Below are 26,394 nucleotides of genomic sequence, written 5' to 3'. Positions count from 1 at the left end.
GGAGGCGGCGGGCAGGGGCCGGGGTCGGGGCGGACACGCCCAGGAACGGCGGGCGGAGCGTTCAGCTGCCGTCACGCAGGTCGGCGACGCCCTCCGGGCGGAAGGCGATCCGGTCGAAGGTGGACTCGGATCCGTCGCCCACGGGTGCCTGGACGAGGAAGCCGACCGAGGCGGTGGCCGTGGCCTCCGGGTCGCCGAGGGCGAAGACGCGGACGAAGGTCCAGGTGACACCGTCCGGCGAGGCGTGGAAGGCGAAGGCGCCGCCGTTGCGGCTGAGCCGCAGCCAGAAGGTGTCGCCTTCCACGGTGAAGGAGTTGACGTCGTCGGAGACGCCCCGGGTGACCACCGTGCAGATGGTGGGCACGGCGGGCGAGAGTTCCAGGCAAATCTTCGCCCAGTCGTGCTCCCCGACATGGAGGTAGAGGACTCCGGCGTCGTAGGCACCCGCGAACGCGGTCTTCACCCGGGCGACGAGCTGGAAGTCGCCGGGCGGCGGAGTGCCGAGGAGGCGCGGTGCGTCACTCGTCGGTTCGAGGGAGTCGCCGCCGGGCGGGACGAAGCGGTCCTGCTGGGCACCCGCGTGGCCGGTCAGCGCGCCGTCCTCGTAGGTCCACTTGCCCTCGGGGCCGAACGGCTCCAGCTCGAAGGGGAGTTCGGGAATGCGCACGGTCATGTTCGTCATCCGTTCACCCGGCGGGGCAGGCCCAGCGGGTTGTCGTCGTGGAGTTCGGGCGGGAGGAGACCCTCGGGGGTCGACTGGTACGTCACCGGGCGCAGCCAGCGCTCGATGGCGGTCGCGCCGACCGAGGTCGAGGTGGACGTGGTCGACGGGTAGGGGCCGCCGTGGTGCTGGGCGGGCGCGACGGCGACACCGGTGGGCCAGCCGTTGACGAGTACCCGCCCGGCGAGCGGGGTGAGGGCGGCGAGGAGCGGGGCGGCGGCGCCCGCCTCCTCCTCGCCGGAGATGTGCAGGGTGGCGGTGAGGTTGCCGGGGAGGCGGCCGAGTACGGCGGTGATCTCGTCCTCGGAGCCGTACCGGGCGACGACGGTGACCGGGCCGAAGCACTCCTCCAGGAGCGCCTCGTGCGGGCCGTCCTCGGCGAGGCGGGCGGCCGGGACGGTGAGGAAGCCGGAGGCCACGGCGTGTTCGCCGCCGTCGCCCGGGGTGACGGGCGCTTCCACGTCGGGGAGGGCGGCCCGTTCGCGTACTCCGGCGACGAAGGCGTCCCGCATCCGGTGGTCGAGCATGACGGCGGGGGCGGTGTCGCCGACGGTCGCGGTGAGGGTCTTGACCAGCGCGTCGCCGTCCTCGCCCGCCGGGACCAGGACCAGTCCGGGCTTGGTGCAGAACTGTCCGGCGCTCATCGTCATGGAGCCGCCGAGACCGGCTCCGATCTGCTCGCCGCGCTCGGCCGCGGCGGCCTCGGTGACGACGACGGGGTTGAGGGAACCGAGTTCGCCGTGGAAGGGGATGGGTGCGGGCCGGGCCGCCGCCGCGTCGAAGAGAGCGCGTCCGCCGCGGATCGAGCCGGTGAAGCCGGCGGCGGAGATCAACGGGTGGCGGACGAGTTCGATGCCGGCCTCGAAGCCGTGCACCAGCCCGACGATCTCCTCGGGCAGCCCGTGCGTGGCGGCGGCCCGGCGGAGCAGGGAGGCGGTCAGCTCGGAGGTGGCCGGGTGGTCGGGGTGGGCCTTGACGACGACCGGGCAGCCCGCGGCCAGCGCGCTCGCGGTGTCGCCGCCGGGGACGGAGAAGGCGAGCGGGAAGTTGCTGGCCGCGTAGACGGCGACGACGCCGAGCGGGATCTTCCAGCGGCGCAGGTCGGGCCAGGGCGGGGTGCGGCCGGCGTCCTCGTGGTCGATGTGGATGTCGAGGAAGGCACCCTCCTCGACGACCTCGGCGAACGCCCGCAACTGGGCTGCCGTGCGGGCGAGTTCGCCGGTCAGCCGGGTCGCGCCGAGCGCGGTCTCGGCGTCGGCGGTCGCCACGACGGACTCCTTGGCCCCGGCGAGCAGGTCGGCCGCGGTGCGCAGGAAGGCGGCGCGTACGGTGCGGTCGGCGAGGGCGTCGCGGACGGCGTGCGCCGCCCGCACCACGCGGTCGACCTCCTCCGCTGTAGCCTCCACCGCAACCTGCTCGCGCGGGTTCCCGGTGCGGGGGTCGACGCTCCAGACTGGTGCTGCTGCCACCGTTTTCCCTTCCGTACTCTCTGCCACACGCCAGGAAGTTGTTCGGTATTCTGAACGGCGTTCCTCATCGTGAATGTCCTGGAACTCTATTTCCGGGCGTTCCGCGTTGGCAAGAAGTCACAGGCAAGAAGTCACGGCGAAGTCACGGGATTTCGAAGAAGTTGGGAAGGGGCGAGGGCGATGTCGACTGCCGAGTCTGGTGGGGCGCAGGTCAAGTCCGCGGTACGGACGGTGGAGCTCCTCGAATACTTCGCGGGGCGACCCGGGATGCACTCCCTCGCCGCCGTGCAGGAAGCGGTGGGCTACCCCAAGTCCAGCCTCTACATGCTGCTGCGCACCCTGGTCGAGCTCGGGTGGGTGGAGACCGACGCCACCGGCACCCGGTACGGCATCGGGGTACGCGCCCTGCTGGTCGGCACGTCGTACATCGACGGCGACGAGGTGGTGGCCGCAGCCCGCCCCACCCTCGACCGGCTCTCCGACGACACCACGGAGACCATCCACCTGGCCCGGCTCGACGGCACCAACGTGGTCTACCTCGCGACCCGGCAGTCCCAGCACTACCTCCGCCCGTTCACCCGGGTCGGACGCCGGCTGCCCGCGCACTCCACCTCGCTGGGCAAGGCGCTGCTGGCCACCTACAGCGACGAGCAGGTGCGCAAAATGCTGCCCGAGACGCTCCCGGCGCTGACCGAGCACACCCTGACCGACCGCGAGCAGCTCATCGAGGAGCTGCACACCATCCGCGAGCAGGGGTACGCGGTGGACCGCGAGGAGAACACGCTGGGGCTGCGGTGCTTCGGTGTGGCGATCCCGTACCGGACGCCCTCGCGCGACGCCATCAGCTGTTCGGTGCCGGTCGCCCGGCTCACCCCCGCCCACGAGCAGACGGTAAAGGACGCCCTCTTCGACGCCCGCGACCGCCTGACGCTGGCGACCCGCCGCCTCTGAGCCGACATGCGGCGAGGTCCGGGCACGGCGGGCGGGGCGCGTGAGAAATCGGTGAGAAGCGGCACAAGCGGGAACATCCGCCGCTCCCCCGTTCGTCCCCCGGGGGGATGAACAAGACGATCAGGCGAACCTCGGTCTTCTGCCTGCTCCTGGTTCTCGCGCTGCTGGTGCGGGCGAGCTGGGTGCAGGTGTACGACGCGAAGGCGCTCGCGGACAACGACAACAACCGGCGGAACACCATCGCGCAGTACGCGCGGCCGCTCGGTGACATCATCGTGGCCGGCTCCCCGGTCACCGGATCGCAGAGGACGGAGAGCGGAGATCTCGCGTACAAGCGCACCTACACGGACGGGGAGCTGTACGCCGCCGTCACCGGTTACGGCTCGCAGGCGTACGGATCCACCCAGCTGGAGGGCATCTACGGCTCGGTGCTCGACGGCACGGACGACCGGCTGAAGAACGCCTCCGACGTGATCACCGGGGAGGCGGCCACCCCCGGCGACGTGCTGACGACGATCGATCCGGCCGTGCAGAAGGCCGCGTACGAGGCGCTCGGCGACGACAAGGGCGCGGCGGTCGCGATGGACCCGAAGACCGGCCGCATCCTCGGCATGGTCTCCACCCCCTCGTACGACCCGTCGACGATCAGCGGGACGACGGACCAGGACGCGTGGCAGAAGCTGCTGGACGACCCCGACAAGTCGCTGGTCAACCGTGCCCTGCGGCAGCCGCTGGCGCCCGGGTCGACGTTCAAACTGGTGGTGGCCTCGGCGGCGCTGGAGAACGGCCTGTACGACTCGGTGGACCAGCCCACCGACAGCCCCGACCCCTACACCCTGCCCGGCACCACGACCGTGCTGAGCAACGAGAGCGCCTCCGCTCCCTGCGAGAACGCCACCCTGCGCACGGCGCTCCAGTACTCCTGCAACAACGTCTTCGCCAAGGTGGCGGCCGACCTCGGCCAGGAGAAGCTGAGGGCGATGGCGGAGAAGTTCGGGTTCGACACCGAGAAGCTCGACGTGCCGGTGCGCGCCTCGACGAGCGTGTACCCGAAGAAGATGGACAGCGCGCAGACCGCGCTCACCGGCATCGGCCAGTTCGAGGTCACGGCCACCCCGATGCAGATGGCGATGGTCTCCGCGGCGCTCGCCAACGGCGGTGAGCTGGCGGCGCCGCACATGGTCTCCTCGGTGACCGACTCCAAGGGTTCGACACTCCAGGAGTACCCGGACGGCGACACCGAGCGGGTGGTGTCGGAGTCGACCGCCGCACAGCTGCGCAGCGCGATGGTGACGGTGGTCGAGGACGGTACGGGCACCAACGCGCGGATCGACGGCGCCGAGGTGGGGGGCAAGACGGGTACGGCCCAGAACGGCGTGGGCAACGAGAACACCCCGTACGCCTGGTTCACCTCGTACGCCAAGGACGACACCTCGGGCAAGGAGGTGGCGGTCGCCGTGGTCGTGGAGGACTCGGGGGCAGCCCGTTCCGAGGTCAGCGGCAACGGCCTGGCGGCGCCGGTCGCCAAGAAGATGATGGAGGCGGCGCTCGCGGGGTGAGACCCCATGTGAACGGGCCGGCTCCCCGGAGGGGAAACCGGCCCGTTCGGCGTGCCACCCGGTCGCGCGGTTCGCGAGGGGTCAGCCGACGACGGCGACCGGGGCGTCCCAGGCGTCGCGGTCCACGGTGAGGGTGTAACCGCCGCGCTTCTCCTTGCTGTTGACCATGTACTGATGACCGCGGCTGTGGTCGGTGTACAGCGTCTTGGCCCACGGCCAGTCGGTCGTGGTGGTGGCCTTGCCGTCCCAGAGCGCGTACCAGAGGTTGCCCGGCAGGTCGGTCTTGTTCGTCGCCGTGGCGATGGCCTTGGCGCTGGAACTGCTGAAGCCGTAGAACCCGGCCCGGTAGGTCTTGGCGCGCAGCGTCTTGGTGAACGAGCGTACGTAGCTCAGCACCGCGTCGTTGCAGGCCTTGTCCGTGATCGTGTACGGCTCGATGTCGAGGTACACCGGGCTGCCGGCCTTCATGCCGAGCGCCGCGGCCTTGGCGACCGCGTCGTTGCCGTCCTTGACGCCGAGGGAGACCGCGGTGGCGGCGGTCAGCTTCTCCGGGTTCGCGCTCTTCTGGCAGGGCGGCTGGGCGCCCACGTAGAGCGGGATGAGCTTCCAGCCGGTGGAGTTGACCGACTTCACCCAGGACGAGGTCAGGTTGGGCTGGGCGCAGCCCCGGTTCTTGCCGCCGATGTAGACGGCGGCGGCGCCGTAGAACTTGTCGGCCTTCCACGCCTTCATCGCGGCGAGCGACGGCGCGGTGCAGGTGTCGAAGGCCTGGCCCGTGAAGGTCTTCTGCGCGGGCCAGGCGGTGGCCGCCATCGAGGTCTGGGCCACGATCCCGGACCCCACGACGGCCACGGCCGCCGCCGTCCCCCAGGCGATGTAGCGGCCCTTCTTGGACAACCGGTGTTTGGACAATCCCCCACCCCATTCGGATTCGTACGTCCGGCCGCGGCCCGTGCCCCCGCTCGGTCGGTACGCGCGAGCACGGAAGGCGGCGCCCGTGGACGGGCGTTCGGAGCGGGCACCATATCCGACTTCACCGGTATGACCGGCGGCGGGGCGGGTGTCCGGGGGCTGAGAGGCGCGCCCCGGACTCCCGCCCCGCTTCAGCCGGTCGTGCGCCCCGGGCTCACTTCACGCCGAGCAGCTGCTCGATCGGGTCGATCGCGAAGTACACCAGGAACAGGGCCGAGGTGGCCCAGAGCAGCCAGTGGACCTCCCGCGCCTTGCCGAGTGCGGCCTTGATCACGACGTAGGCGAGGAAGCCGGCGCCGATGCCGTTGGTGATCGAGTACGTGAACGGCATGACGGCGATCGTCAGGAACGCCGGGATGGCGATCTCGTAGCTCTCCCACTCGATGTGGCGGACCTGGGACATCAGCAGGAAGCCGACCGCGATGAGCGCGGGTGCCGCGGCCTGGGCCGGAACCACGGTGGCCAGCGGGGTGAGGAAGAGCGCGACGGCGAAGAGCGCGCCGGTGACCAGGGAGGCGAAGCCGGTACGGGCGCCCTCGCCGACGCCCGCCGCGGACTCGATGTAGGCGGTGTTGGAGGAGGCGGAGGCGGCTCCGCCCACGGCGGCGGCGGCTCCGTCGATCAGGAGGACGCGGCCGATGTTCGGGACGTCGCCCTTCTCGTCGAGCAGCCCGGCCTCCTGGGAGACGCCGACGACCGTGCCCATGGTGTCGAAGAAGTCGCTGAGGATCAGGGTGAAGATCAGCAGGACGATGGTCACCACGCCGACCTGCTGGAAGGCGCCGAAGAGGCTGAAGGAGCCGACGAGCCCGAAGTCGGGTGCGGCGACGAGGTCGTCGGGGACCGAGGGGACGGTCAGGCCCCAGGCGGCCGGCGCGATGTCGGCGATCTCGTTGACGACGATCGCCAGCACGGTGCTGACGACGATGCTGATGAGGATGGCGCCCTTCACCTTGCGGACCATCAGGGCGACGGTGAGCAGCACGCCGACGCAGAAGACCAGCACCGGCCAGCCGGTGAGGTGTCCGGCCGAGCCGAGCTGTACGGGCGTCGAGCCCGTCTCGCCGGGGATACGGGTGACGAACCCGGCGTCGACGAAGCCGATGAACGCGATGAAGAGCCCGATGCCGACGCTGATGGCCTGCTTGAGGGCGGGCGGGATCGCCCGCATCACGGCCTCGCGCAGCCCGGTGACGACCAGGACGCAGATGATGAGTCCTTCGAGGACGACCAGGCCCATCGCGTCGGGCCAGCTCATCAGCGGGGCGATCTGGAACGCGACGACCGCGTTGAGGCCGAGGCCGGCGGCGATGGCGAGCGGGAGGTTGCCGCCGAGTCCCATGATCGCCGTCATCACGGCGGCCACCAGCGCGGTGACGGTGACGAGTTGGGGCGTGGAGAGGTGGGCGCCGAATTTGTCCTCGGCCGATCCGAGGATGATCGGGTTGAGGACCAGGATGTACGCCATGGTGAAGAAGGTCGCGAAGCCGCCGCGTATCTCGCGGCCGAGGTTCGATCCGCGTGCGGTGATCGCGAACCATCGGTCCAGCGCGTTCGCGGGGGCGGCGGGCCCCCCGGCGGGTGCGGCGTCCGGTGCGGCATTCGCCGTCTGCGGCGTCTGCGGTGTCTGCGGGACTTCCGGCGCCTGTGGCGTGTCCGGCATGGCTCTCCTTCATGAGGTGGCGGGTCTGCGGGGCGAGTGACTGAATGTTCCCTCGTGGAAAGGGGGTTCAGGTTTTCGCCGTGTTACGCCTTACTTGGAGTGACACCCCGTTCAGGCGCTCGGGAGGTGCGCTGGTACGCTCTCGCACCGCTCGCACCCCTGGGTGCCGCTGAGGGAACGTACACAGCCACCGCGGTTCGCGTACAGGGATTCGAGAGCAGGGAGAGGTACCCGTGGGCACTGTGGTCGACGCTGCCGCTGCCGCCGAGTTCCATCGGTTCTTCGAGGCGCACTACGCCGAACTGGCCCGTCTCGCCCATCTGTTGACAGGCGAGGCGGATGCGGCCGATGATCTGGCGGCTGACGCCATGATGGCCCTCTGGCACCGCTGGGACCGGATGAGGGAGGCCGATCACCCTGTCGCGTACGCGCGCGGGGTCGTCGCCAACCTGGCGCGCACCCGGATTCGCAGTGCGGTGCGTGAGCGCCGCAGGATCGCGCTCTTCTGGGCGCCGCGCTCCGGTGGCGGGGACGGGTTCTCCGTCGACGATCCCGACGTGACCACCGTGGTGGACGTCCAGGAGGCGCTGCGTAGGCTGCCGTTCAGGAAACGGGCCTGCGTCGTGCTGCGGCACGCGTTCGACCTGTCCGAGCGGGACACGTCGTTGGTCCTCGGGATATCGGTCGGTACGGTCAAGAGCCAGACGTCCCGGGGCCTGGCGGAGTTGCAGCGGCTGCTGGGCCCCGGGGCGGGACCGGCGCCCGCACGGGTGGCCGTGGCGGGGCAGCCCGGCGGAGGAAGGCATTGATGGACGAGGAGTTGCGGGAACGCCTCCGCGGAGCGGCGCTGGAACACCACCCGGACCGCGAGCGGATGTGGGCGCGGGTCGAGCGCGGGATGGCGCAGGACCCGCCCGGGCGGGTGGCCCGTCCGCCGCGCGCGCCGATGCCGAGGCTACGGATCGCGGCGGCGACGGTGGCGGTCTGCGGGGTGCTCGTGGCGGTCTCGCTCGCCGTCGCGTGGACGGGCCGCGACGGCAGGTCCGGTCAGCCCGTGGCGTCCGCACCGGACCGTACGGGAGCGGCGCCGGCGACCTCCGGCGAGCGCGGCGGCCAGCTCCCCCCGGCCAACGGCCCGGTGTCCACGCACGGCACGGTGAACGCCGGGAGCAACGCGTACTGGGCACAGAGCGACGTCGTGGTGACCGCGGCGCGACCGCTCACCTCCCTCACGGTCGAGCTGCGCGTCGCGCTGACCGACGGGGTGACCAAGACGGGATCGTGGACGTCCGGCCACACGGACGACTACGCCACCTCCATGGGCGAGGAGGGCGGCTTCCTCGTGTTCCGCTGGACCCTGCGGCCGGGCAGGACCGCCCCGGCGGCCACCCTCACCTTTGCGGGGCAGTACAACCACGCGGAGGGCGAACGGGACGTGAGCGGCGACGACTTCACCGTGCGCGGCGCCTTCGACACGGGCGTCTTCGCGAGCGGCGGGGTGTTCTGAGGCGTGTGTCGGACGTCCCGCCTGTCGGCGACGCCCGGCACGCGCGCTCGCCGCGGGGGCCCGCGAACGGGAGCGGGAGAGGCGCGGACCCGCACAGTCCGCACGCTCTCCCGCCGGTGGAGGTCCGCCCGGGGCGGGCCTGGGCAGGCCCGGGCGGACGTGGTCAGCAGTGGCCGCCGGCTCCGGCCTCGCGGTCCACGAGCGCCGGGACGGCGCGCGGCGAGTCGACCTTGGTCCGCAGGACCGGGGTCCAGCCGGCGCCCGAGGCCAACTGCTCGGCGGGAACGCCCGCGTTGTGGACGGCGATCAGGTCGGTCTTCTTACCGTTGACGTAGTTGTCGCCGGCCGTCAGCGGGGACTCCTTCCACTTCTTCAGGATGAGCGCCGGGTCGTGGTCCGCGGAGAGCGTGAACGCGTTGTGCTCCGCGACGAGCTGGGACTCGATGCCGATGCCGTAGGAGTAGCCGTACGCGTGCCCGGTCTGGGCCACGAAGTGGTTGTTGTACGAGTCGACCTGGCCGAAGCGGACGCGCGGGGCGCGCTCCTTCAGGTTCTGGAAGAGGTTGTGGTGCAGGGTCACCCGGAGCTTGCCCCGGTCGGTCGCGCCCGCGCTGTCGCTGTTCCCGATGAGCATCGTCTTGTCGTGGTCCTTGAGGACGTTCCACGAGACGGTGACCAGGTCGGCGCCGCGCACGATGTCGAAGAGCCCGTCGTGCTGCTGGTAGACCGTCCCGAAGTAGTACGGCTGGGCCGAGTCGGGGCGGTCGCCGTCGCTGAAGGTGTTGTGGTCGACCCAGACGTGGGAGGAGTTGGTGACGACGAGGTTGTCGTACTCCGAGTTCCAGGCCCCGGTCTCGGTGTCGGTCGGGTCCCACTGCGGGAAGCAGTCGTAGGTGTCCTCGAAGCTCAGGTTGCGGACGATGACGTTCGAGACGTCCTTGATCTGGAGGCTGGCCCCGATGACGGTGGCGTCGTCGCCGACGCCGATCAGGGTGGTGTTGGAGGGGACGGGCACGTTGACGGCCGCCGCCTGGAGGGCGGCGGAGGCGGCGCGGGCGTCCTCCAGCGGGCCGCTGGGCACGGCGTCGGTGCCCCAGACCGCCGGGTCGTAGGCGGCGAGGTACTTCTCCAGGGTGTAGCCGCCGGTGTAGTAGTCCTCGCAGCCGATGGGGGTCCCGTTCACGTCGGAGTTGCCGTGGACGGTCCCGGCGATCTTGACGATCTTGGGGGCGTCGCCCGCGTCCTCGAACGCGGCGATCAGCTCCGCGCGGTTGGTGACCGTGTAGACGTGGTCGCGGGTGGCGGCCGAACCGCCGGTGGTCGAACCGTCCGCGGCGGCCCAGCCGTCGTTGGCGGGCAGCACGGCGCGCTCGATCGGCTTCGAGTGCGGCCGGGAGGCGGCCTGGGCCGGCAACGACACGGCGAGGGCGAGGGAGGCGCAGCCCATCACCACGGTGATGGCACGGAGGTGACGTATGCGTGCGGGCATCGGATTCCTTCGGTTCGTCGGGAAGAGAGGCAGAGCGGGAAACGAGAAACGTGACGCCGGAGCGCCGGAGGGGACGGGCTCCGTACGAGTGGTGCGGCGGTGCTGTTCCGGTGGGGCGGAAGTCAGGGTTGCGGCGGCGGCCAGGTGATCCACCGGGCCGGGACGGGGGCGCCGAGCCGGCGCACGTCGCCGGGGCCGAGCACCCGGGCGTCCAGCAGGGCGCGGGCGGTGGTCCGGGCGACGTCGACGGCGCCGCGAGGCTGGAGGTGCGTGTTGTCCTGCACGCCGTCCGGGTAGTTCGGCGACACGCCGGGCGCCAGCCAGTTGAAGTAGTCCTGGGTGGCCTCGGGCCCCAGTTCCTGCCAGCGGGCCAGGGTGAGCGCCTGGGTGTCGATCAGCGGGACCCGCTCCTCGGCGGCCAGGGCGCGCATCGCCGCCGGGTACTCCCCGTGGCTGGGTTTGGCGGTGCCGTCGTCGGCGAAGCGGCGACGTTCCACCGGGGTGAGCAGGACGGGCCGGGCGTGCCGGGCGCGGGCCTCGGTGACGTAGAGGCGCAGGTGGTCCTGGTAGGTCGTCCAGGGGTCGGTGCCGCGGAGCGGGTCGGTGGTCTTCTCGTCGTTGTGCCCGAACTGGATGAACAGGAGGTCACCGGGGTGCACGTCGGGGAGCAGCGCGGCCAGCAGGCCCTCGTCGACGAAACTCTTGGAACTGCGGCCGTTCATCGCGTGGTTGGCGACGCGCAGTCCGTGGCCGAGGAAGAAGGGCAGGGCCATGCCCCAGCCCGTCTCGGGCGCGGCGTCGGAGTACTTCTGCGCGGCCGTCGAGTCGCCGGCGATGTGCACGGTACGGGGACGGGGGCGTGGTTCCCGTCCCCGCGCCTCGGCGGGGACCGCGGCGAGGGCGAGGGGCAGGGCCGCGAGCGCGGCGGCCGTCCGTCTGCGGGTGAGTGACACGGGGTTCCTGCCTCTTGGGGCGTGTGGGGGTGGAGGGGGTGGAGGGGGCCGGCGGCGGGTGCGATCCGGGCCGCCGCCGGCTCCCGTTCTTCGGGGTGGGTCGTGGTGCGCAGGGAGCGTGGGTGTCCGGCCGGTCAGCCGTTGCCCAGCTCCTTCCACTCCTTCTGGGCCGCGTTCAGCTCGCCGGCGATCTTGTCCAGGAAGTCCTTCGCGGAGATCTTGCCGAGCAGCAGCTTCTGGAACTCGGGCTCGTTGTCGGCCTTGGAGATGTTGTTCCAGTCGGGCAGGTAGTACGGCAGGTTCACGATCTTGGTGCTGCCGTCGGTGAGTGCCTTGGCCGCGAGCGCGGTCGGTTCGGAGGCGGTGATCCAGGAGTCCTGGGCGGCCTCGGTGTTGGCGGGGATGGCGCCGGCCGACTCGTTCCACTTGCTGTTGGAGGCGTGCGAGGCGGCGAATTCGATGAACTTCCAGGCCGCGGTCTTGTTCTTGCTGCTGCGGAAGAGGCCGAGTCCGTCGACCGGGTTGGAGACCTGGACGCGGGTGCCGCTGTCACCGACCGGGTTCGGGATGCCGGCGAACTTGTCGTTGCCGAGCGCCTTCACGTGGTCCTGGTAGGAGCCGAGGTTGTGGCTCAGCATCCCGATGGTGCCGGTGTCCCACTGCGCGACCATCTTGGTGAAGTCGTTGTTGACGTCGGCGGACGGCGTCGCCTTCTTGAACAGGCCGACGTACTTCTCCAGCGCGGCGACGTTCTTGGGGTCGTTGACCGTCGTCGTGTCGCCGTTCCAGAAGTCCGTGATGCCGGACTGGCCGTAGGAGGCGTCCAGGGCCTGGGCGATGGAGCCCGCCCCGCCTCTGATGGTGTAGCCGAACTTGTTGTTCTTGGAGTCGGTCAGCTTGTCGGCCGCCTCGTAGAACTTCGCCCAGGTGGAGGGCGCGTCCAGACCGGCCGCCTGGAAGAGGTCGGTCCTGTACCAGAGGGTTCCGTTGTTCGCGGAGGTCGGCACGGAGTACATGTCGTCGCCCCGGCCACCGGCGTCCTTGACGCTGGCGACCATGCCCTCGACGAGCTTGCCCTTCAGCGAGGACTTCTCGATCCGGTCCTGGACCGGCTCCAGCGCCTCCTGCGAGACGATGTTGGCGAGGTAGGCCGTACCGACGCCGCCGACGTCCGGCAGGCCGCCGCCCGCGATGGCGGTGTCGTACTTGGACTGCACGTCGGCGATCGGGATCGGGACGTACTTGACCTTGATGTCCGGGTTCTCCTTCTCGAAATCCTTGATGATCTCGGTCCAGATCTCGGTGCGCGGGCCACCGTTGTTGTCCCAGAAGGTGATCTCGCCCTTGCCGCTGCCCTCGGTGCCGGAGCTGCCTCCGTCGTCCCCGCACGCGGTGGCCGTCAGGGCGAGCATCGCGGTCAGCGAGACCGCTGCCGCGGCGCGCCCCCGGGACTTCTTGGAAATGGTCATGGTTCGGCTCTTCTCTGTGGGTGGGTACGGGTGTGCCGTGTACGCCGTGCAGGTGGGGGGCGTCAGCGCCGGCGGTGCGGTGCCCAGCCGTCCTCGCCCGCGAGGTAGTCGCCCACCTCGTGGAGCGCGGCGTCGGCCGGGGACATCTGGGGGCGGTCCGGGGTGGCGGCGGCGCCGGGACCGTAGGTCCGGTACTCGCTGAACCGGGCTTCCCGCCAGGGGAAGCCGCTCATGTCGGACCAGGGGCTCGCCTTGACGGCGGCCGGCAGCGACGTCTCGCGGACCAGTACCTGGCCGATCGCGTCCGGGTTGCCGCTCGGGTGCCAGGGGCGGCCGAGGTGGAAGGAGTCCGCGGGGGCGTCGCTGATGATCCGGCTGCGGGTGATCAGGATGCCGTACGGGTTCTCCTTCCAGGTCGAAGCGGCCGTGATGTAGCCGTTGTTGGTGTCCGAGCCACGGCTGAGCGCCTTGATCACGGACTTCTCGACGACGGTGGTGGCGCGGCCGTAGAGGAAGTCGACGTCGCCTTCGACGTACGCGCCGGTGAGGTAGACGCGGGCCTTCTGGGTGAGTGCCGGGGTGTCGGTCATCAGGGTGTCCTGGTTGCCGAGGAAGGCGGTGTTCCTGAAGGTCAGCCGGTCGCCGGTGGTCTTCACGGCGAGCGCCTGCTCGCCGCTGATCTCCACGGCGGCCTCGTCGAAGTCGTTGGCGAAGGTGAGGTTCTCGGCCGTGAAGTCGTGGCCCTCCACCAGGACGGTGGCGCTGCCGGTGGATCCCTGGGTGGTGCCGTCCGGCTTGAGTTCGCCCTGCGGGGTGTCGAAGACGATCAGGGTGTCGGCACGGTCCCTGCCGGTGCCGACGAGGGAGACGTACGGCTGGTTCTTCCCGATCCGGACGTGCTCGCGGTAGGTGCCGGGCGCCAGGCGCACGGTGATCCGGCCGTCGTTGCCCTGCGGCACGGCGTCGACGGCCGCCTGCACGGTGGCGTAGTCGGCGGGGACCCGCAGCACGGTGCCGGTGCCGATGTCCTTCTGCGGGCCGGAGTCGCGGGTGACGATCCGCGGCACGTCGGCGGCGCGGTCCAGCCGGTACGGGTAGAAGGCGTGCGGGTCGAAGGCGGCGCCCCAGGTGTCGGTGCGGCCCGTGGTGTTCCTCAGGATCGAGCCGCGCTCGACGAGTTGGGCGGTGGCGTCCGCCTGGTAGGGGTGCTGGACGTCCCGGTAGTAGCTGTTCTCGATGACCATCTTCGTGGCGCCGCGCGCCCAGTTGCCATACGTCCACACCGGGTCGCCGTCCGCGACCTGCGCGGAGACGTAGTTGTTGTAGAGGTGGGCGTAGGCGCAGTTGTCGGCCGAGGGGTTGCGCTGCTTGGTACCGGTGAACCAGTTGTGGTCGATGGTGATCTCGGTGCTGACGTTCGTCGTCCAGCCGATCCCGAACGCCTTGTTGTGCTGGGCGAACTGGTTGTACGAGACGGTGATGTACCGGCTGTCCTTGCGGATGTCGAGCAGCCCGTCGCCCATGTGCGTGAAGCGGTTGTGGTCGATCCAGACGTGGTCGGCGGTGTCCATCTGGATGGCGTCGAAGTCCGTGGTCTTCCCGTCCCAGTCGCCCTCGACGTAACTGTCGCGGATGGTCAGGTTGCGGATGATCACGTTGTGGGTGCCGGGGTCGAGGTGGAGTTCGCCGTGGACGATCTCGGCGGTGTCCCCGACGCCGACGATGGTCTTGTCGGAGGTGACGTCGACGTCGTGGCCGAAGGGCTCGACGGCCAGCGAGCCGGCGACCCGGATGACGTACGGCCCGTCTGCGCCCGCGTACTTCGCCAGATCGGCCTGGGTGGTGACGGTGACGACCGGGCCGCCCGCGCCCCCGGTCGTCCCGCCGGCCAGCGAGGCGAAGCCGTGCGGGGTGTCGGACCAGGTGCCGTGGGCGCCGGACGGTCCCGTGCCGGCGGATGCCGGGGCAGGCGCGGCGGCGTGGGCGGCCGGGCTCGCGGGCAGGAGGAAGGCTCCCGCGAGGGCGAGCGCCGCTGCGAGCGTGCTTCCCCGGGTGCGCGTGGTACGGAGGTGCGTCATTGCGGCTCCCATACGTGCGGTACAGATGTGTCCGTGCTGCGGTGCGAAGTGCCGTGCGTGCGGTACAGGTGTGTCCGTGCGGGTGCGTTCCGTGCGTGCGGTGCGTGACGTGCGAGGTGCCGGTGCGAAGGTGCGTGACGTGCGGTGGTGCGGGGCGACCGGTGTGCGGTGGTGCCCGTACGAGCGGCGGTGCGCGTACGGGCGGTGGTGCGGGGTGGGGCGGGTCCTGCGGTGGTGCGGGGTGGGGCGGGTCCTGCTACCCGGCGGGGTCGGCCGGGCTGCCGAAGGCGGTGAACTCGGCGGTACCCGCGGGTCCCGTCCCCGCGGGCGCGGTGGCGAACAGGCCCAGCAGCGCGCCGACCCAGCGCCACGGCTCGGCGGCGAAGACCTGGCCCGAGGGGCGGAAGCCGTCCCCGGTGTCGGCGTGGAAGCGGCAGCGGGCGCCGGGGCTCACCTCGACGCGGAGCCTTGCCCGCCCGTCGGGTGCGGGCCGGGCCGGTGCCGCGTCGCGTTCGTGTTCGGCGACGCTCTCCGCGTACCGGTGAACGAGCGCCACCGAGCCGTCCTCGTCCCGTTCGAGGCCGATCCAGCTGAACGCGTCGCCGAGTACGGCGAGGCCCGCCTTGGCTCCAGGCACCTCGCTGCCGAGGGCGAGCGCCACCTCGACGGTGAACTCCTCGGCGGGCAGCCGCTGGACGAGCACGTTCGCCAGGGTCCGCAGGTCGTGCGCGTGCGGGGTACGCACGCAGGCGAGCCGCAGGCCGTCCCCGGCGTGTTCGACGGTCCAGCCGGCCCGCGGGTTGGCGGTCCACTGCCACTGTCTTCCGTGCCGTCCGCCGGGAAAGCCGTCCGCGAACGCCGGTGCCTCCACCGGCTGTTCGGGCGCGATCGGCTTGGCGTGCACGAGGAAGGGTTCGCCGTCGTCGCCGAGGACCGGCCACCCCGTCTCGTCCCAGCGCATCGGCTGGAGGTGGACGACCCGTCCGTACGCGCCCCGCTCCTGGAAGTGCAGGAACCAGTCCTCGCCGGCCGGGGTGCGGACCCAGCCGCCCTGGTGGGGGCCGTTGACCTCGGTACGGCCCTGGGCGAGGACGACGCGCTCCTCGTATGGCCCGAAGAAGTCCTTGGACCGGAACGCGCCCTGCCAGCCCGTGGTCACCCCGCCCGCCGGGGCGAAGATCCAGAACTCGCCGTCGTGCCGGTAGAGCTTGGGGCCTTCGAGGGTGAACCAGCCGGGGATCAGGTCCCCGTCGACCAACGTCGTTCCCTCGTCGAGCAGTTCGCGGCCGTCGGCGCTCATCCGGTGGCCGGTCAGCCGGTTCTTGATCCCGGAGCGCGACTTGGCCCAGGCGTGCACGAGGTAGGCCTCGCCGGTCTCCTCGTCCCAGAGCGGGCAGGCGTCGATCAGGCCCTTGCCCGCCTTCACCAGGTGCGGAGCGCTCCACGGACCGCGTACGTCCTCGGCGTTGATCTGCTGGATGCCGTGGTCGGGGTCGCCCCAGAAGATCCAGAACCGTCCCGCGTGGTGGCGGATGGCGGGTGCCCAGACGCCCCGGTCGTGGCGCGGAGCCGCGAAGTCGGCGGCCGGTTCGAGGGTGTCGAGCGCGTGTCCGATCAGGGACCAGTTGACCAGGTCCCGGGAGTGCAGCAACGGCAGCCCGGGGGCGCGGCCGAAGCTGGACGCGGTGAGGTAGAAGTCGTCGCCGACGCGGACGACGTCCGGGTCGGACCAGTCGGCGTTGAGCACCGGGTTGCGGTAGGTGCCGTCGCCGAGGTCGGCGGTCCAGGGTCTGTGGTTCATGCCGTCACCACCTTGCGGACCAGGGCCGCGGCCTCGTCGCGGCCGAGCCGTCCGTCAGCGACGACGGTGACGACCCGCCGCACGACGGTCGCACCGGGCTCCACCGGCAGCCGGTCCTCGGCCGCGAGGGAGGAGCCGACGCCCGGGTACTCCGCGGTGCGGACGAACCACGGGTCACGCCGGGTGTCCCCGGTCGCCCCGGCGAAGACGAGGGTCCATCCGTCGCCGCTCAGCGCGAGCCAGTCGGCGCGGCCGCCGTGCACCGCCTCCTCACCGTCACCGGTGGCGCTGAACACCTCGGGTGCCCGCTCCTCCTTGGGCGCCCGCCAGAAGAACCCGCCGTAACCGGCGCCGGGGCGGCCGTTGGTGGCGGGACTGCCGATGGAGAGGGCGGCCCCGCTCCGGTTGGTGAGCGAGAAGGAGAAGTCCAGCGCCCAAGCGGTGCCGGTCAGCGGGACGACGGCCACCGTGCGGTGCTCGCGCAGCAGCTCGGTGCCGTCGGCCACCCAGCCGAGTTCCTCCACGAAGCCGTCCGGATCGCGGAGTTTCCAGCCCAGGTGGAGCTGGACGCCGTGGTTGTCGAGCACGGTGGGCCCCTGGTCGCGGACGAAGGTGCGCCCGCCCCAGAAGTTGTACCCGGCGACGTCGGGCACGGCGACGGAGGCGCCGAGGTGGTGCCGGTGGTCGGCGGGGCGTTCCTCGGTGACGGGGATGCCCGCGAGGGTGGTGACGGGGTGCAGGTAGGGGCGGCCGTCGTGGTCGCCGGGGAGGTAGTTGTAGCGGCCCACGGGGCGGCCCTCGCAGCTGAGGCGGAGGGTGTTCACGAGGCGCTCACCTCACGGGAGCGGGCCCAGGGGGCGCCGAGCTCGGAGAACAGGGCGAGGGAGTCGGCGCCCGCGTCGACCACCGCGTCGATGCCCTTGACCACGCGCCGGGGGCCCTGGGTGGCGGGCTCGGTGTACCAGGCGTCGGCGGGCAGCGCGGCGGGCTCGGGCCCGGTGCGTACCGCTTCGACCACGCGCATGAAGGCACCGGTGCGGTGCGGGGGCACCAGGAGGGGGGTGTCGTCCGCGAGGTGGGCGGCGAGGTTCTCCAGCAGGTCGGTCCGGCCGTGCACGGTCTCCTCCGGGCCGTGTCCGGCGCGCTGGAGCAGGACACGGTCCTGCTTGTACCAGAAGGTGATCCGGCCCCGGTCGCCGTGGACGACGACGTACGGCTCGGCGGCGCGTTCGGCGCAGAGCGTGACGCAGACCGTGACGGTCAGACCGTCGGTGGTGGTCACACGGAGGCTGCTGGTGTCGTCGGCCTCGATGTCGTGGGCCCGGAAGAGTTCGGTCTCGATGTCGGCGACGTCCGAGGCGGCGCCTTTCCCCGCGAGTTCGAGGGAGGTGGCGACGGCGTGGGCGAGCGGGTTGGTGAGGACCCCGTCGACCACGTCGGTGGAGCCGAGCCGGCGGCGCCCGGCCCAGGGCGCGCGCCGGAAGTAGGCCTCCTCGCGCACCCAGGCGCCGGCCGCGCCGATTCCCCGGAGGGACCCGATCGCGCCGTCGGCGACGAGTTCGCGGATGGCGGGCACCGCGTGCGAGCCGAAGGACTGGAAGCCGATCTGGCAGGCGGTGCCCGCCTCCCGTACGCCGTCGCTCATCCGGGTGAAGTCGGCGAAGGTGGCCGCCGGGGGCTTCTCCAGGAGGAGGTGGACACCGCGCCGGGCCGCGGTCAGCGCGAGGTCCGTGTGGGTCGGGATCGGCGTGCAGACGACGGCCGCGCGGGCTCCGGTGGCGTCGAGCAGTGCGCCGAAGTCGGAGGACTGCCGCGGGGGTTCGGCGGCGAACGCCCCGAGTTCGTCCTCGGTCAGGGGGGTGAGCTCGCAGATTCCGGCGAGCCGGACGACGCCCTGACGCTGGAGGCGTTCGATGTTGGCGAGGTGCCAGCGGCCGTGGCCCCTGGCGCCGGCCAGGACGATCGGGAGGGGGGTGGTCATCGCGGGTCAGCCCTTCACCGCACCGGCGCTGAAGCCGGTGATCAGCCACTTCTGGATGAAGGCGAAGACGATCACCACGGGGACCGCGGCGATGACTCCGCCCGCGGCCAGCGCGCCCAGGTCGACGCTGTCCGCGCCGATGAGGGTGTTCAGGCCGACCGGGATCGTCTGCTTGTCCTGCTCGCTGAGGAACATCAGGGCGAACAGGAAGTGGTTCCAGCTGTGCACGAAGGCGAAGGAGCCGACGGCGATCAGCCCGGGCCGCAGCAGCGGGAGTACGACGGCGCAGAAGGCGCGGAAGCGCGAACATCCGTCCACCCAGGCGGCCTCCTCCAGCGTGACGGGCACGTTCTTGATGAACCCGCTGATGAGGATGATCGACAGGGGAAGCTGGAAGACGGTCTCCGCGATGACCACGCTGCCCAGCGAGTTGATCATCTGGAGGTTCTTGAAGATCTCGAAGAGCGGTACGAGCATCAGCGCGCCCGGGATGAACTGCGAGCAGAGCAGCGCCAGCATGAAGGCGCCCTTGATCTTGAAGTCGAAGCGGGCGAGCGCGTATCCGCCGGCCAGCGCGACCAGGGTGGTGGCGATCAGGGTGGCTATCCCGACGATCATGCTGTTCTGGAAGAAGACGGCGAAGCTGCGTTCCGTCCAGACCTTCTCGAAGTGCTCGCCGGTCATCGGCCAGGGCACCAGTGAGGTGGAGCCCGCCGGGCGGACGGCGAAGAGGAACATCCAGTAGAACGGGATGAGCGTGAAGAGCAGGTAGACGCCGAGGGGGACGTAGATCTGCCAGCGCGGTACGTCGTCGTACGAACGCTCCCTTCCGCGGCGGCGGTTTCCGGCCGGTGGGGTCGCGTCGGCGACCGGAGACGGGGTGGCGGGGGTCTTCTCGGCGAGTGCGGCAGTCACTTGTGGTCGCCTCCGAACTTGCTCAGGCGCAGATAAATGATCGAGCAGAAGAGCAGGATCACGAAGGCGACGGTGGTGAGTGCGGACGCGTAGCCGAAGTCGTGTCCTTCGATACCGGTGTTGGCCACGTAGAGCGGGAGCGTGGTGGTCACGCCCGCCGGCCCGCCGCCCGTGAGGGTGTACAGAAGGTCCACGTTGTTGAACTCCCAGACCGCGCGGAGCAGCGTGGAGAGGATGATCGCGTCCCGCAGGTGGGGCAGGGTGATGTGGACGAACTGCCGGACCCGTCCCGCGCCGTCCACCGAGGCCGCCTCGTAGAGCTCCTTGGAGACGGACTGGAGATCGGCGAGGATGAGGATGGCGAAGAAGGGGACACCGCGCCAGAGTTCGGAGACGGTGGCGGCCCAGAAGACGGTCCCGGTGTCGGAGAGGACCGAGGTGCCGTAGTCACCGATACCGGCGTCCGCGAGGTAACGACTGAACCCTGTCGAGGAGTTGTAGAGCAGGATCCAGATGGTGCTGGTCAGTACGCCGGAGACGGCCCAGGGCGAGAAGACCATCGCGCGGGAGATGCCACGTCCGATGAAGGACTGGTTGACGATCAGCGCCAGGGCGAGGCCCAGCACGAGCTGGAGGCTGACCTGGGTGACGACCCACTGGGCGCTGAAGCCGAGGGTGGACCAGAACTGGTCGTCGTCGGTGAAGATCTTGGTGTAGTTGTCCAGGCCGGCGAAGCCGTTCCGCCAGGGCTTGGTGACGTTGTAGTTCTGCAGGCTGTAGTAGAAGACGCTGAGGACCGGATAAGCGATGAACCCCACCATCAGCAGACCGGCGGGCGCGATCAGCAGATAGGGCAGCTTGCGGGGGTTCGCCGAACGGCGCCTGGGCACCTTGGGCGGTTTGGCCACGGCGGCGGCTTGTGCCATGACACCTCTCCGTTCTCTCGTTTTTCCGGTCGTGTTGCGGTCCTGCGCAAGCGCTTTCCCCTTGCCGTGCGAGGCCCCGGAGGAGTTCTCGCGAAGGGGGTGGGGGCGCCGGATGCTGCGGCGGCTGGGTCAGCCGGCGTACGGATCGGGTACGTCGCCCTCGCGGGCCAGGAAGGCGAAGTCGCAGCCGGTGTCGGCCTGGGTGATCTGGTCCTGGTAGAGCGCGCCGTAGCCGCGGCCGTACCGGGCGGGGGGCGCGGTCCAGGCTGCCCGGCGCCGCTCCAGTTCCTCGTCGTCGATGTCGAGACTGAGGCGGCGAGCCGCCACGTCGAGGGTGATGGAGTCGCCGGTGCGGACCAGGGCGAGCGGGCCGCCGACGAAGGACTCCGGCGCGACGTGCAGCACGCACGCCCCGTAACTCGTGCCGCTCATACGGGCGTCGGAGATCCGCACCATGTCACGGACGCCCTGTTTCAGCAGGTAGTCCGGGATCGGCAGCATGCCGTACTCGGGCATCCCGGGGCCACCCTTGGGGCCGGCGTTGCGGAGCACCAGCACATGGTCCGGGGTGATGGCGAGGGCCGGGTCGTTGATGGTGCGCTGCATCTCCCGGTAGTCGTCGAAGACCACCGCGGGGCCGGTGTGCCGCAGCAGGTGCGGTTCGGCCGCGATGTGCTTGATGACCGCGCCGTCGGGGCAGAGGTTGCCGCGCAGTACCGCGACACCGCCCTCGTCGGCGAGCGGCTTCTCCCGCTCCCGGATGACGTCGTCGTTGTGCACGAGGGCCCCGTCGAGCTGTTCGCGCAGGGTGTCGTGGGTGACGGTGGGCCGGTCCAGGTGGAGGACGTCGGTGAGGCGGGAGAGGAAACCGGGGAGACCGCCCGCGAAGTGGAAGTCCTCCATGAGGTACTTGCCGCCGGGGCGGAGGTTGGCGAGCACCGGCACGGTGCGGGCGATCCGGTCGAAGTCGTCGAGGGAGAGCTTGATGCCGGAGCGGCCGGCCATCGCGATGAGGTGGATGACGGCGTTGGTGGAGCCGCCGAGCGCGAGGACCGTGGCGACGGCGTCCTCGTACGCCTCCGGGGTGAGGATCTGCGACAACGTTCGCTGCTGCCACACCAGTTCGACGATACGGAGGCCGGACTGCGCGGCCATCCGGTCGTGGCCGGAGTCGACGGCCGGGATCGAGGAGGCACCCGGGACGGTGACACCGAGCGCCTCGGCGGCGGCCGTCAGGGTGGACGCGGTGCCCATCGTCATGCAGTGGCCCGGGGAGCGGGCGAGCCCGTTCTCCAGTTCCGCCATCTCGCAGTCGCCGATGAGTCCGGCCCGCTTGTCGTCCCAGTACTTCCACATGTCGGTTCCGGAGCCCAGGACCTCGTTGCGCCAGTGGCCCGGCAGCATCGGTCCGGCGGGCACGAAGACGGCCGGCAGGTCGACGGAGGCGGCGCCCATCAGCAGCGCGGGCGTCGACTTGTCGCAGCCGCCCATCAGCACGGCCCCGTCGACCGGGTAGGAGCGCAGCAGTTCCTCGGTCTCCATCGCGAGCATGTTGCGGTAGAGCATCGGGGTCGGCTTCTGGAACGTCTCCGACAGCGTGGAGACCGGGAATTCGAGCGGGAAGCCGCCGGCCTGCCACACCCCGCGCTTGACGGCCTGGGCCCGGTCGCGGAGGTGGACGTGACAGGGGTTGATGTCGGACCAGGTGTTGAGGATCGCGATCACCGGCTTGCCGAGGTGCTCCTCGGGGAGGTAGCCCAGCTGCCGGGTACGCGCCTTGTGGCTGAACGAGCGGAGTCCGTCGGTGCCGTACCACTGGTGGCTGCGGAGCTCCTCGGGAGCGATGCGGGTGTTCACACCGACCACCCGGCGATCTCGTCGGCGACCTCGGCGCGCTGCGCCTCGGGCAGGACCCGGCTGGGGGCGCGGACGTCGCGGCGGCAGAGACCGAGGACCGCGAGCGCCTCCTTGACCACGGTGACGTTGTTGGCGGACTGCCGGTCCGCGCGCAGTTCCTCGAAGCGGCGGATGCGCTCCCAGACCTTCATCGCGGCGATGTAGTCACCGGCCCGCAGCGCCTCCAGCATGCCGAGCGACACGGCCGGCGCGACGTTGACGAGGCCGGAGGTGAACCCGGTGGCGCCGGTGGCGAAGTAGGAGGGCGCGTACAGCTCGGCGAGGCCGGCGATCCACACGAACCGGTCCAGTCCCGCGTCCCGGGCGAAGGCGCCGAAGCGGGCGGCGTCCGGGACGGCGTACTTGACGCCGATCACGTTGGGACAGTGGTCGGCGAGCTCGGTGAGCCTCTCACCGGCGAGCAGGGGGTTGCGGATGTACGGCACGACGCCCAGCTCCGGTACGGCCTCGGCGATGGCCCGGTGGTAGTCGACCCAGCCGTCCTGGGAGACGTACGGGTGGACCGGCTGGTGGACCATCACCAGTTCGGCGCCGCAGTCCCGGGCGTGCTCGGCGGCGGCGACGGCGGTGGGCATGTCGTGCCCGACCCCCACCAGGACGGTGGCCCGGCCTCTCACCTCGTCGACGGTCAGCTCGGTGACGGCACGCCGCTCCTTCGGGGTGAGCGCGTAGAACTCCCCCGTGTTGCCGTTGGGCGTGACGATGCGGACGCCGCCGTCGAGGAGCCGCCGCAGCAGCGCCCGGTGGGTGTCCTTGTCGATCGTCCCGTCCTCCGCGAACGGGGTCACGGGGATCGCCACGACGTCGGCGAGGGCCGCCTTGAGCGGGATGAGGTCCATGCCAACTGGCCTTTCGTCGATGTGGTTCACGCCTGGCCGCCCTCGGTGGCGTCGGCGGTGCCGGCCGATCCGTCGGGGCCGCCGTCGGGACCGTCGGGGAACGCGCGGCGCACGAACGACGCGATGTGTTCGTGGAGAGCAGCCGCCGCACCCGCCGCGTCCGCGCCCAGCGCGAGCCGCAGGATCTCCCGGTGTTCGGCGGCCTCGCGCTCCCAGGACGGGTCGGCCGCCCAGGCGACGGTGGAGACGAGCGCGGCCTGGTCGCGGACCTCGTCGAGCATCCGGCCCAGCAGCGGATTGCCGCAGGAGAGGTAGAGGGCCCGGTGGAAGTCCCGGTTGGCGAGCGACCGGTCGGCTTTGTCGGGTGCCGAGTCGGCGCGTTCCAGGGCCTCTTGGGCCGCGTCCAGGGACGCCCCGCAGGTGATCGTGCGGCGCAGTGCCTCCGGTTCGAGGAGCAGGCGCACGTCGTAGACCTCGCGTGCCATCTCCGCGTCGACGAGCCGGACGGTGGCGCCCTTGTACTGGCTCATGACCACGAGTCCGGTGCCGGCGAGCGTCTTCAGCGCCTCGCGCACCGGTGTCTTCGACACCCCGAACCGTGCGGCGAGTTCGGTCTCGACGAGTGCCTGTCCCGGCTGCAACTGGGCTGTCAGGATCGCGTGTTTGATCGCTTCCAGCACGAACTGCGTCCTGGACGGGATCGGGGTGGGCGCAAAAGTCATGAAGGGCTCTCGCATCTCGCGTATCGCGTCTCATATATGACGTACGAAGTACGACGCGTTGAAGCTAGATGTACCGCGAAGATTTCGTCAACGGATCGGACAGAACAACTTCGCAGAGCGACGAAGCGCCCAGTGTCCCGTACAGGCCCTTCCCCGGACTGCCGCACCCACGAGGGAGGTTACGGGACCGGATTACCGGCCCCCTCGGACCCGGCAGTGCAGCAGGATGCGGCACATGACTCAGATCGAGAGGCAACTCCCCCGCCGGGTGGCCGACGCATATGTCGACGCCCTCGTCGGGCTCGACCCGATCACGGGCACCTACCTGGGTGTGCGGGCGAGCTCCGGCCTTCTGCCCGACACCTCACCGGCCGGGGCCGCGGCCCTCGCCGCGCTCGCGCGGAAGACCCTCGGGCTCCTGACCGAGGCCGAGCTCCTGCCCGGCGCGGACACCGGTGTCGAGCGCCGGTGCGCCCGGCTGCTGCGCGAGCGCCTCCATGCCGAGCTGGCCGTGCACGAGGCGGGCGAACACCTGCGTGCGGTGGGCAACATGGCGACGCCGCCGCACATGGTGCGGGACGTCTTCACGGTGACGCCCGCCCGGACGGAGGAGGAATGGGCGGCCGTCGCCCGTCGGTTGCGGGCAGTGCCGAGCGCGCTGTCCGGGTACCGCGAGTCCCTTGCGCTCGGCCTGGAACGCAAGCTGTACGCGGGGCCGCGCACGACCGCCACCTTCGTCGGGCAGCTCGGCGACTGGGCAGGCGACGGCGCCCAGGGACGAGGCTGGTTCGAGGAGTTCGGCTCCGGCGGCCCCGAGACGCTGCGCGCGGAACTGGACGACGCGGCCCGTGCGGCCACCGCAGCCGTACGCGAACTGCGGGACTGGATGAGGGACGTCTACACACCCGACGTCGAGGAGGCCCCGGACGCGGTCGGCCGGGAGCGGTACGCCCGCTGGGCCCGCTACTTCAACGGCATCGATCTCGACCTGGACGAGGCGTACGCCTACGGCTGGTCGGAGTTCCACCGCCTGCTGGCGGAGATGCGCACCGAGGCGGAACGTATCCTGCCCGGTGCGAAGACCCCGTGGGTGGCGCTGGCCCGCCTCGACGAGCACGGCCGGTGCGTGGAGGGGGTGGACGAGATCCGTGACTGGCTGCAGGGGCTGATGGACCGGGCGATCGACTCGCTGGACGGCACGCACTTCGAACTGGCCGAGCGGGTGCGGCGGGTGGAGTCCCGCATCGCTCCCGCGGGCGGTGGCGGGGGCCCGTACTACACCCCGCCGTCGGAGGACTTCTCCCGGCCCGGGTGCACCTGGCTGCCGACGATGGGGCGCACCCGCTTCCCGGTGTACGACCTGGTGTCGACCTGGTACCACGAGGGGGTCCCGGGCCACCACCTCCAGCTCGCCCAGTGGAAGCACGTGGCCGGGGACCTGTCCCGCTACCAGACGGGCGCCGGCATGGTCAGCGCCAACGTCGAGGGCTGGGCCCTGTACGCGGAGCGGCTCATGGACGAGCTGGGCTTCCTCCCCGGGGCGGAGGAGCGACTCGGCTACCTGGATGCCCAGATGATGCGCGCGGTCAGGGTGATCGTGGACATCGGCATGCACCTGGAGCTGGAGATACCGGCCGACTCGCCGTTCCGCCCCGGTGGGCGATGGACTCCGGAGCTGGCGCAGGAGTTCCTCGGCGCGCACAGCAGCCGGCCCGCCGACTACGTGGAGAGCCAGCTGACCCGGTACCTGTCCATGCCGGGGCAGGCGATCGGCTACAAGCTCGGCGAGCGTGCCTGGCTGCTCGGCCGGGAGAGGGCCCGCGCGCGACGGGGCGAGGCGTTCGACCTGAAGGCCTGGCACATGGCCGCGCTCTCCCAGGGCTCTCTGGGCCTGGACGACCTGGTGGACGAGCTGGCCCGGCTCTGACCCGGTCCCCGCGTCCCCGCTCCGGAGGGTCACCGAGCCGGGGGAGGCGTTCGGCCCGGGGACCGGCGGGCGACGGAACGAGCACCCGTCGCCCGCCGGTCCGGGACGTGCTTCAGTTCTCCCAGATCTTGAACGCCCTTACCTGGTACGGGGAGCGCGGGACCCAGGTGCCGCCCCCCGGGTAGGTCTCGAACTCGCCCGTCTCACCGCACTCGGCCGACTGGTACAGGGTGACGTTGCGGCCGGTGCGGTTGGCGAAGGACTGCGCGTCGCTTCCGGCCGGCAGCGGGACGCAGCTCTCGATGTCGACGGCGGAGAGGTCGCGGTTCAGCCGGCCCCCGGTGAAGTCCGGCTTCTTCCAGAGGCAGAGCTGGCCGGCCGCGCACTCCCCGAGCCGCACCCCCGCGGCGGACGGGGCCGCCGCGGCCCCGGCGGCGGAGCGGGCTGAGGAAGTAGAGCTACGAACGCAACAGAAGTCCCGTCGGAGAGGTGCTCCAACGGGGCCTCTGGCTGTCTTGGCGGCAGTAGTTGACGG

Annotated in this window: 22 protein-coding genes; 5 read left to right on the top strand and 17 right to left on the bottom strand. The window is 71.1% G+C overall.

Annotated elements, in window-relative coordinates; genetic code table 11:
• Positions 1 to 61 precede the first annotated feature (61 nt).
• The gene (locus ACWD3D_RS12450) at positions 62 to 673 is read right to left on the bottom strand and encodes a DUF1349 domain-containing protein (RefSeq protein WP_451460853.1); all 612 of its coding nucleotides are present in this window, start codon (positions 671 to 673) and stop codon (positions 62 to 64) included.
• A 5-nt stretch (positions 674 to 678) separates the two neighbouring features.
• Positions 679 to 2,190, bottom strand: coding sequence for an aldehyde dehydrogenase (NADP(+)) (locus tag ACWD3D_RS12445; protein ID WP_451460852.1), 1,512 nt, complete (start codon positions 2,188 to 2,190; stop codon positions 679 to 681).
• Between the two features lie 180 nt (positions 2,191 to 2,370).
• Between ACWD3D_RS12445 and ACWD3D_RS12440 the strand changes: the two genes are divergently transcribed.
• Together ACWD3D_RS12440 and ACWD3D_RS12435 are read left to right on the top strand one after the other, a co-directional pair.
• Positions 2,371 to 3,141 carry an IclR family transcriptional regulator gene (locus ACWD3D_RS12440; protein WP_451460851.1) on the top strand — a complete coding sequence of 257 codons (771 nt, stop codon included), beginning with the start codon at positions 2,371 to 2,373 and terminating at the stop codon, positions 3,139 to 3,141.
• A 107-nt stretch (positions 3,142 to 3,248) separates the two neighbouring features.
• Positions 3,249 to 4,700: a peptidoglycan D,D-transpeptidase FtsI family protein gene (locus ACWD3D_RS12435; RefSeq protein WP_451460850.1), complete on the top strand. Its 1,452-nt coding sequence runs from the start codon at positions 3,249 to 3,251 to the stop codon at positions 4,698 to 4,700.
• An 81-nt stretch (positions 4,701 to 4,781) separates the two neighbouring features.
• Here the strand turns inward: ACWD3D_RS12435 and ACWD3D_RS12430 are convergent, their stop codons facing one another.
• On the bottom strand, positions 4,782 to 5,612 hold the full coding sequence (locus tag ACWD3D_RS12430; protein ID WP_451460849.1) for a glycoside hydrolase domain-containing protein: 831 nt from the start codon (positions 5,610 to 5,612) through the stop codon (positions 4,782 to 4,784).
• 214 nt (positions 5,613 to 5,826) lie between these two features.
• On the bottom strand, positions 5,827 to 7,335 hold the full coding sequence (locus ACWD3D_RS12425) for an NCS2 family permease (protein ID WP_451460848.1): 1,509 nt from the start codon (positions 7,333 to 7,335) through the stop codon (positions 5,827 to 5,829).
• 233 nt (positions 7,336 to 7,568) lie between these two features.
• On the opposite strand from ACWD3D_RS12425, the gene ACWD3D_RS12420 reads away from it, so the two are divergent.
• Both ACWD3D_RS12420 and ACWD3D_RS12415 read left to right on the top strand, forming a co-directional pair.
• Positions 7,569 to 8,144 (top strand): SigE family RNA polymerase sigma factor, encoded by a 576-nt coding sequence (locus tag ACWD3D_RS12420; protein ID WP_451460847.1) that lies wholly within the window; start codon positions 7,569 to 7,571, stop codon positions 8,142 to 8,144.
• Positions 8,144 to 8,842 (top strand): hypothetical protein, encoded by a 699-nt coding sequence (locus ACWD3D_RS12415; protein WP_451460846.1) that lies wholly within the window; start codon positions 8,144 to 8,146, stop codon positions 8,840 to 8,842. Before ACWD3D_RS12420 ends, ACWD3D_RS12415 begins: the two co-directional genes overlap by 1 nt.
• Positions 8,843 to 9,005: 163 nt before the next feature.
• Here the strand turns inward: ACWD3D_RS12415 and ACWD3D_RS12410 are convergent, their stop codons facing one another.
• From ACWD3D_RS12410 to ACWD3D_RS12355, 12 genes are all read right to left on the bottom strand, one after another.
• Positions 9,006 to 10,331, bottom strand: a complete 1,326-nt coding sequence (locus ACWD3D_RS12410) for a pectate lyase family protein (protein WP_451460845.1) — start codon at positions 10,329 to 10,331, stop codon at positions 9,006 to 9,008.
• Positions 10,332 to 10,453: 122 nt separating this feature from the next.
• The gene (locus tag ACWD3D_RS12405) at positions 10,454 to 11,284 is read right to left on the bottom strand and encodes a rhamnogalacturonan acetylesterase (RefSeq protein WP_451460844.1); all 831 of its coding nucleotides are present in this window, start codon (positions 11,282 to 11,284) and stop codon (positions 10,454 to 10,456) included.
• Positions 11,285 to 11,418: 134 nt separating this feature from the next.
• Positions 11,419 to 12,753 carry an ABC transporter substrate-binding protein gene (locus ACWD3D_RS12400; protein WP_451460843.1) on the bottom strand — a complete coding sequence of 445 codons (1,335 nt, stop codon included), beginning with the start codon at positions 12,751 to 12,753 and terminating at the stop codon, positions 11,419 to 11,421.
• A gap of 62 nt (positions 12,754 to 12,815) precedes the next feature.
• Positions 12,816 to 14,831: a pectinesterase family protein gene (locus tag ACWD3D_RS12395; RefSeq protein WP_451460842.1), complete on the bottom strand. Its 2,016-nt coding sequence runs from the start codon at positions 14,829 to 14,831 to the stop codon at positions 12,816 to 12,818.
• Positions 14,832 to 15,087: 256 nt separating this feature from the next.
• The gene (locus ACWD3D_RS12390; RefSeq protein WP_451460841.1) at positions 15,088 to 16,632 is read right to left on the bottom strand and encodes a family 43 glycosylhydrolase; all 1,545 of its coding nucleotides are present in this window, start codon (positions 16,630 to 16,632) and stop codon (positions 15,088 to 15,090) included.
• Positions 16,629 to 17,456, bottom strand: coding sequence for a DUF6807 domain-containing protein (locus tag ACWD3D_RS12385; protein WP_451460840.1), 828 nt, complete (start codon positions 17,454 to 17,456; stop codon positions 16,629 to 16,631). The genes ACWD3D_RS12390 and ACWD3D_RS12385 overlap by 4 nt, the downstream gene beginning before the upstream one ends.
• Entirely contained in the window at positions 17,453 to 18,613 is a 1,161-nt protein-coding gene (locus tag ACWD3D_RS12380) for a Gfo/Idh/MocA family protein (protein ID WP_451460839.1), read from the bottom strand. The genes ACWD3D_RS12385 and ACWD3D_RS12380 overlap by 4 nt, the downstream gene beginning before the upstream one ends.
• 6 nt (positions 18,614 to 18,619) lie before the next feature.
• Positions 18,620 to 19,528 carry a carbohydrate ABC transporter permease gene (locus ACWD3D_RS12375; protein WP_451460838.1) on the bottom strand — a complete coding sequence of 303 codons (909 nt, stop codon included), beginning with the start codon at positions 19,526 to 19,528 and terminating at the stop codon, positions 18,620 to 18,622.
• Positions 19,525 to 20,454 carry a carbohydrate ABC transporter permease gene (locus ACWD3D_RS12370; RefSeq protein WP_451460837.1) on the bottom strand — a complete coding sequence of 310 codons (930 nt, stop codon included), beginning with the start codon at positions 20,452 to 20,454 and terminating at the stop codon, positions 19,525 to 19,527. Before ACWD3D_RS12370 ends, ACWD3D_RS12375 begins: the two co-directional genes overlap by 4 nt.
• A gap of 129 nt (positions 20,455 to 20,583) precedes the next feature.
• Positions 20,584 to 22,311 (bottom strand): L-arabinonate dehydratase, encoded by a 1,728-nt coding sequence (araD, locus tag ACWD3D_RS12365; protein ID WP_451460836.1) that lies wholly within the window; start codon positions 22,309 to 22,311, stop codon positions 20,584 to 20,586.
• A complete protein-coding gene (locus ACWD3D_RS12360; protein ID WP_451460835.1) occupies positions 22,308 to 23,210 on the bottom strand; it encodes a dihydrodipicolinate synthase family protein in 903 nt (300 codons plus the stop codon). The genes araD and ACWD3D_RS12360 overlap by 4 nt, the downstream gene beginning before the upstream one ends.
• A 26-nt stretch (positions 23,211 to 23,236) precedes the next feature.
• Positions 23,237 to 23,932: a GntR family transcriptional regulator gene (locus ACWD3D_RS12355; RefSeq protein ID WP_451460834.1), complete on the bottom strand. Its 696-nt coding sequence runs from the start codon at positions 23,930 to 23,932 to the stop codon at positions 23,237 to 23,239.
• 235 nt (positions 23,933 to 24,167) lie between these two features.
• Here ACWD3D_RS12355 and ACWD3D_RS12350 point away from each other — a divergent pair, with 235 nt between their 5' ends.
• Positions 24,168 to 25,859 (top strand): DUF885 domain-containing protein, encoded by a 1,692-nt coding sequence (locus ACWD3D_RS12350; RefSeq protein WP_451460833.1) that lies wholly within the window; start codon positions 24,168 to 24,170, stop codon positions 25,857 to 25,859.
• Between the two features lie 112 nt (positions 25,860 to 25,971).
• Here ACWD3D_RS12350 and ACWD3D_RS12345 read toward each other — a convergent pair.
• Positions 25,972 to 26,394, bottom strand: a 423-nt coding sequence (locus ACWD3D_RS12345; protein ID WP_451460832.1) for a peptidase inhibitor family I36 protein, incomplete at its 5' end; no start/stop codon positions are given.

It is taken from the genome of Streptomyces sp. NPDC002690 (assembly GCF_053592415.1).
This window is presented reverse-complemented; position numbering and strand designations above follow the sequence as displayed.

Coding starts and splice junctions, on each gene's coding strand:
- ACWD3D_RS12450 (WP_451460853.1), bottom strand. CDS start 673: ATGACCGTGCGCATTCCCGAACTCCCCTTCGAGCTGGAGCCGTTCGGC.
- ACWD3D_RS12440 (WP_451460851.1), top strand. CDS start 2,371: ATGTCGACTGCCGAGTCTGGTGGGGCGCAGGTCAAGTCCGCGGTACGG.
- ACWD3D_RS12435 (WP_451460850.1), top strand. CDS start 3,249: ATGAACAAGACGATCAGGCGAACCTCGGTCTTCTGCCTGCTCCTGGTT.
- ACWD3D_RS12425 (WP_451460848.1), bottom strand. CDS start 7,335: ATGCCGGACACGCCACAGGCGCCGGAAGTCCCGCAGACACCGCAGACG.
- ACWD3D_RS12415 (WP_451460846.1), top strand. CDS start 8,144: ATGGACGAGGAGTTGCGGGAACGCCTCCGCGGAGCGGCGCTGGAACAC.
- ACWD3D_RS12410 (WP_451460845.1), bottom strand. CDS start 10,331: ATGCCCGCACGCATACGTCACCTCCGTGCCATCACCGTGGTGATGGGC.
- ACWD3D_RS12400 (WP_451460843.1), bottom strand. CDS start 12,753: ATGACCATTTCCAAGAAGTCCCGGGGGCGCGCCGCGGCAGCGGTCTCG.
- ACWD3D_RS12395 (WP_451460842.1), bottom strand. CDS start 14,831: ATGACGCACCTCCGTACCACGCGCACCCGGGGAAGCACGCTCGCAGCG.
- ACWD3D_RS12390 (WP_451460841.1), bottom strand. CDS start 16,632: ATGAACCACAGACCCTGGACCGCCGACCTCGGCGACGGCACCTACCGC.
- ACWD3D_RS12380 (WP_451460839.1), bottom strand. CDS start 18,613: ATGACCACCCCCCTCCCGATCGTCCTGGCCGGCGCCAGGGGCCACGGC.
- ACWD3D_RS12370 (WP_451460837.1), bottom strand. CDS start 20,454: ATGGCACAAGCCGCCGCCGTGGCCAAACCGCCCAAGGTGCCCAGGCGC.
- ACWD3D_RS12360 (WP_451460835.1), bottom strand. CDS start 23,210: ATGGACCTCATCCCGCTCAAGGCGGCCCTCGCCGACGTCGTGGCGATC.
- ACWD3D_RS12355 (WP_451460834.1), bottom strand. CDS start 23,932: ATGACTTTTGCGCCCACCCCGATCCCGTCCAGGACGCAGTTCGTGCTG.
- ACWD3D_RS12350 (WP_451460833.1), top strand. CDS start 24,168: ATGACTCAGATCGAGAGGCAACTCCCCCGCCGGGTGGCCGACGCATAT.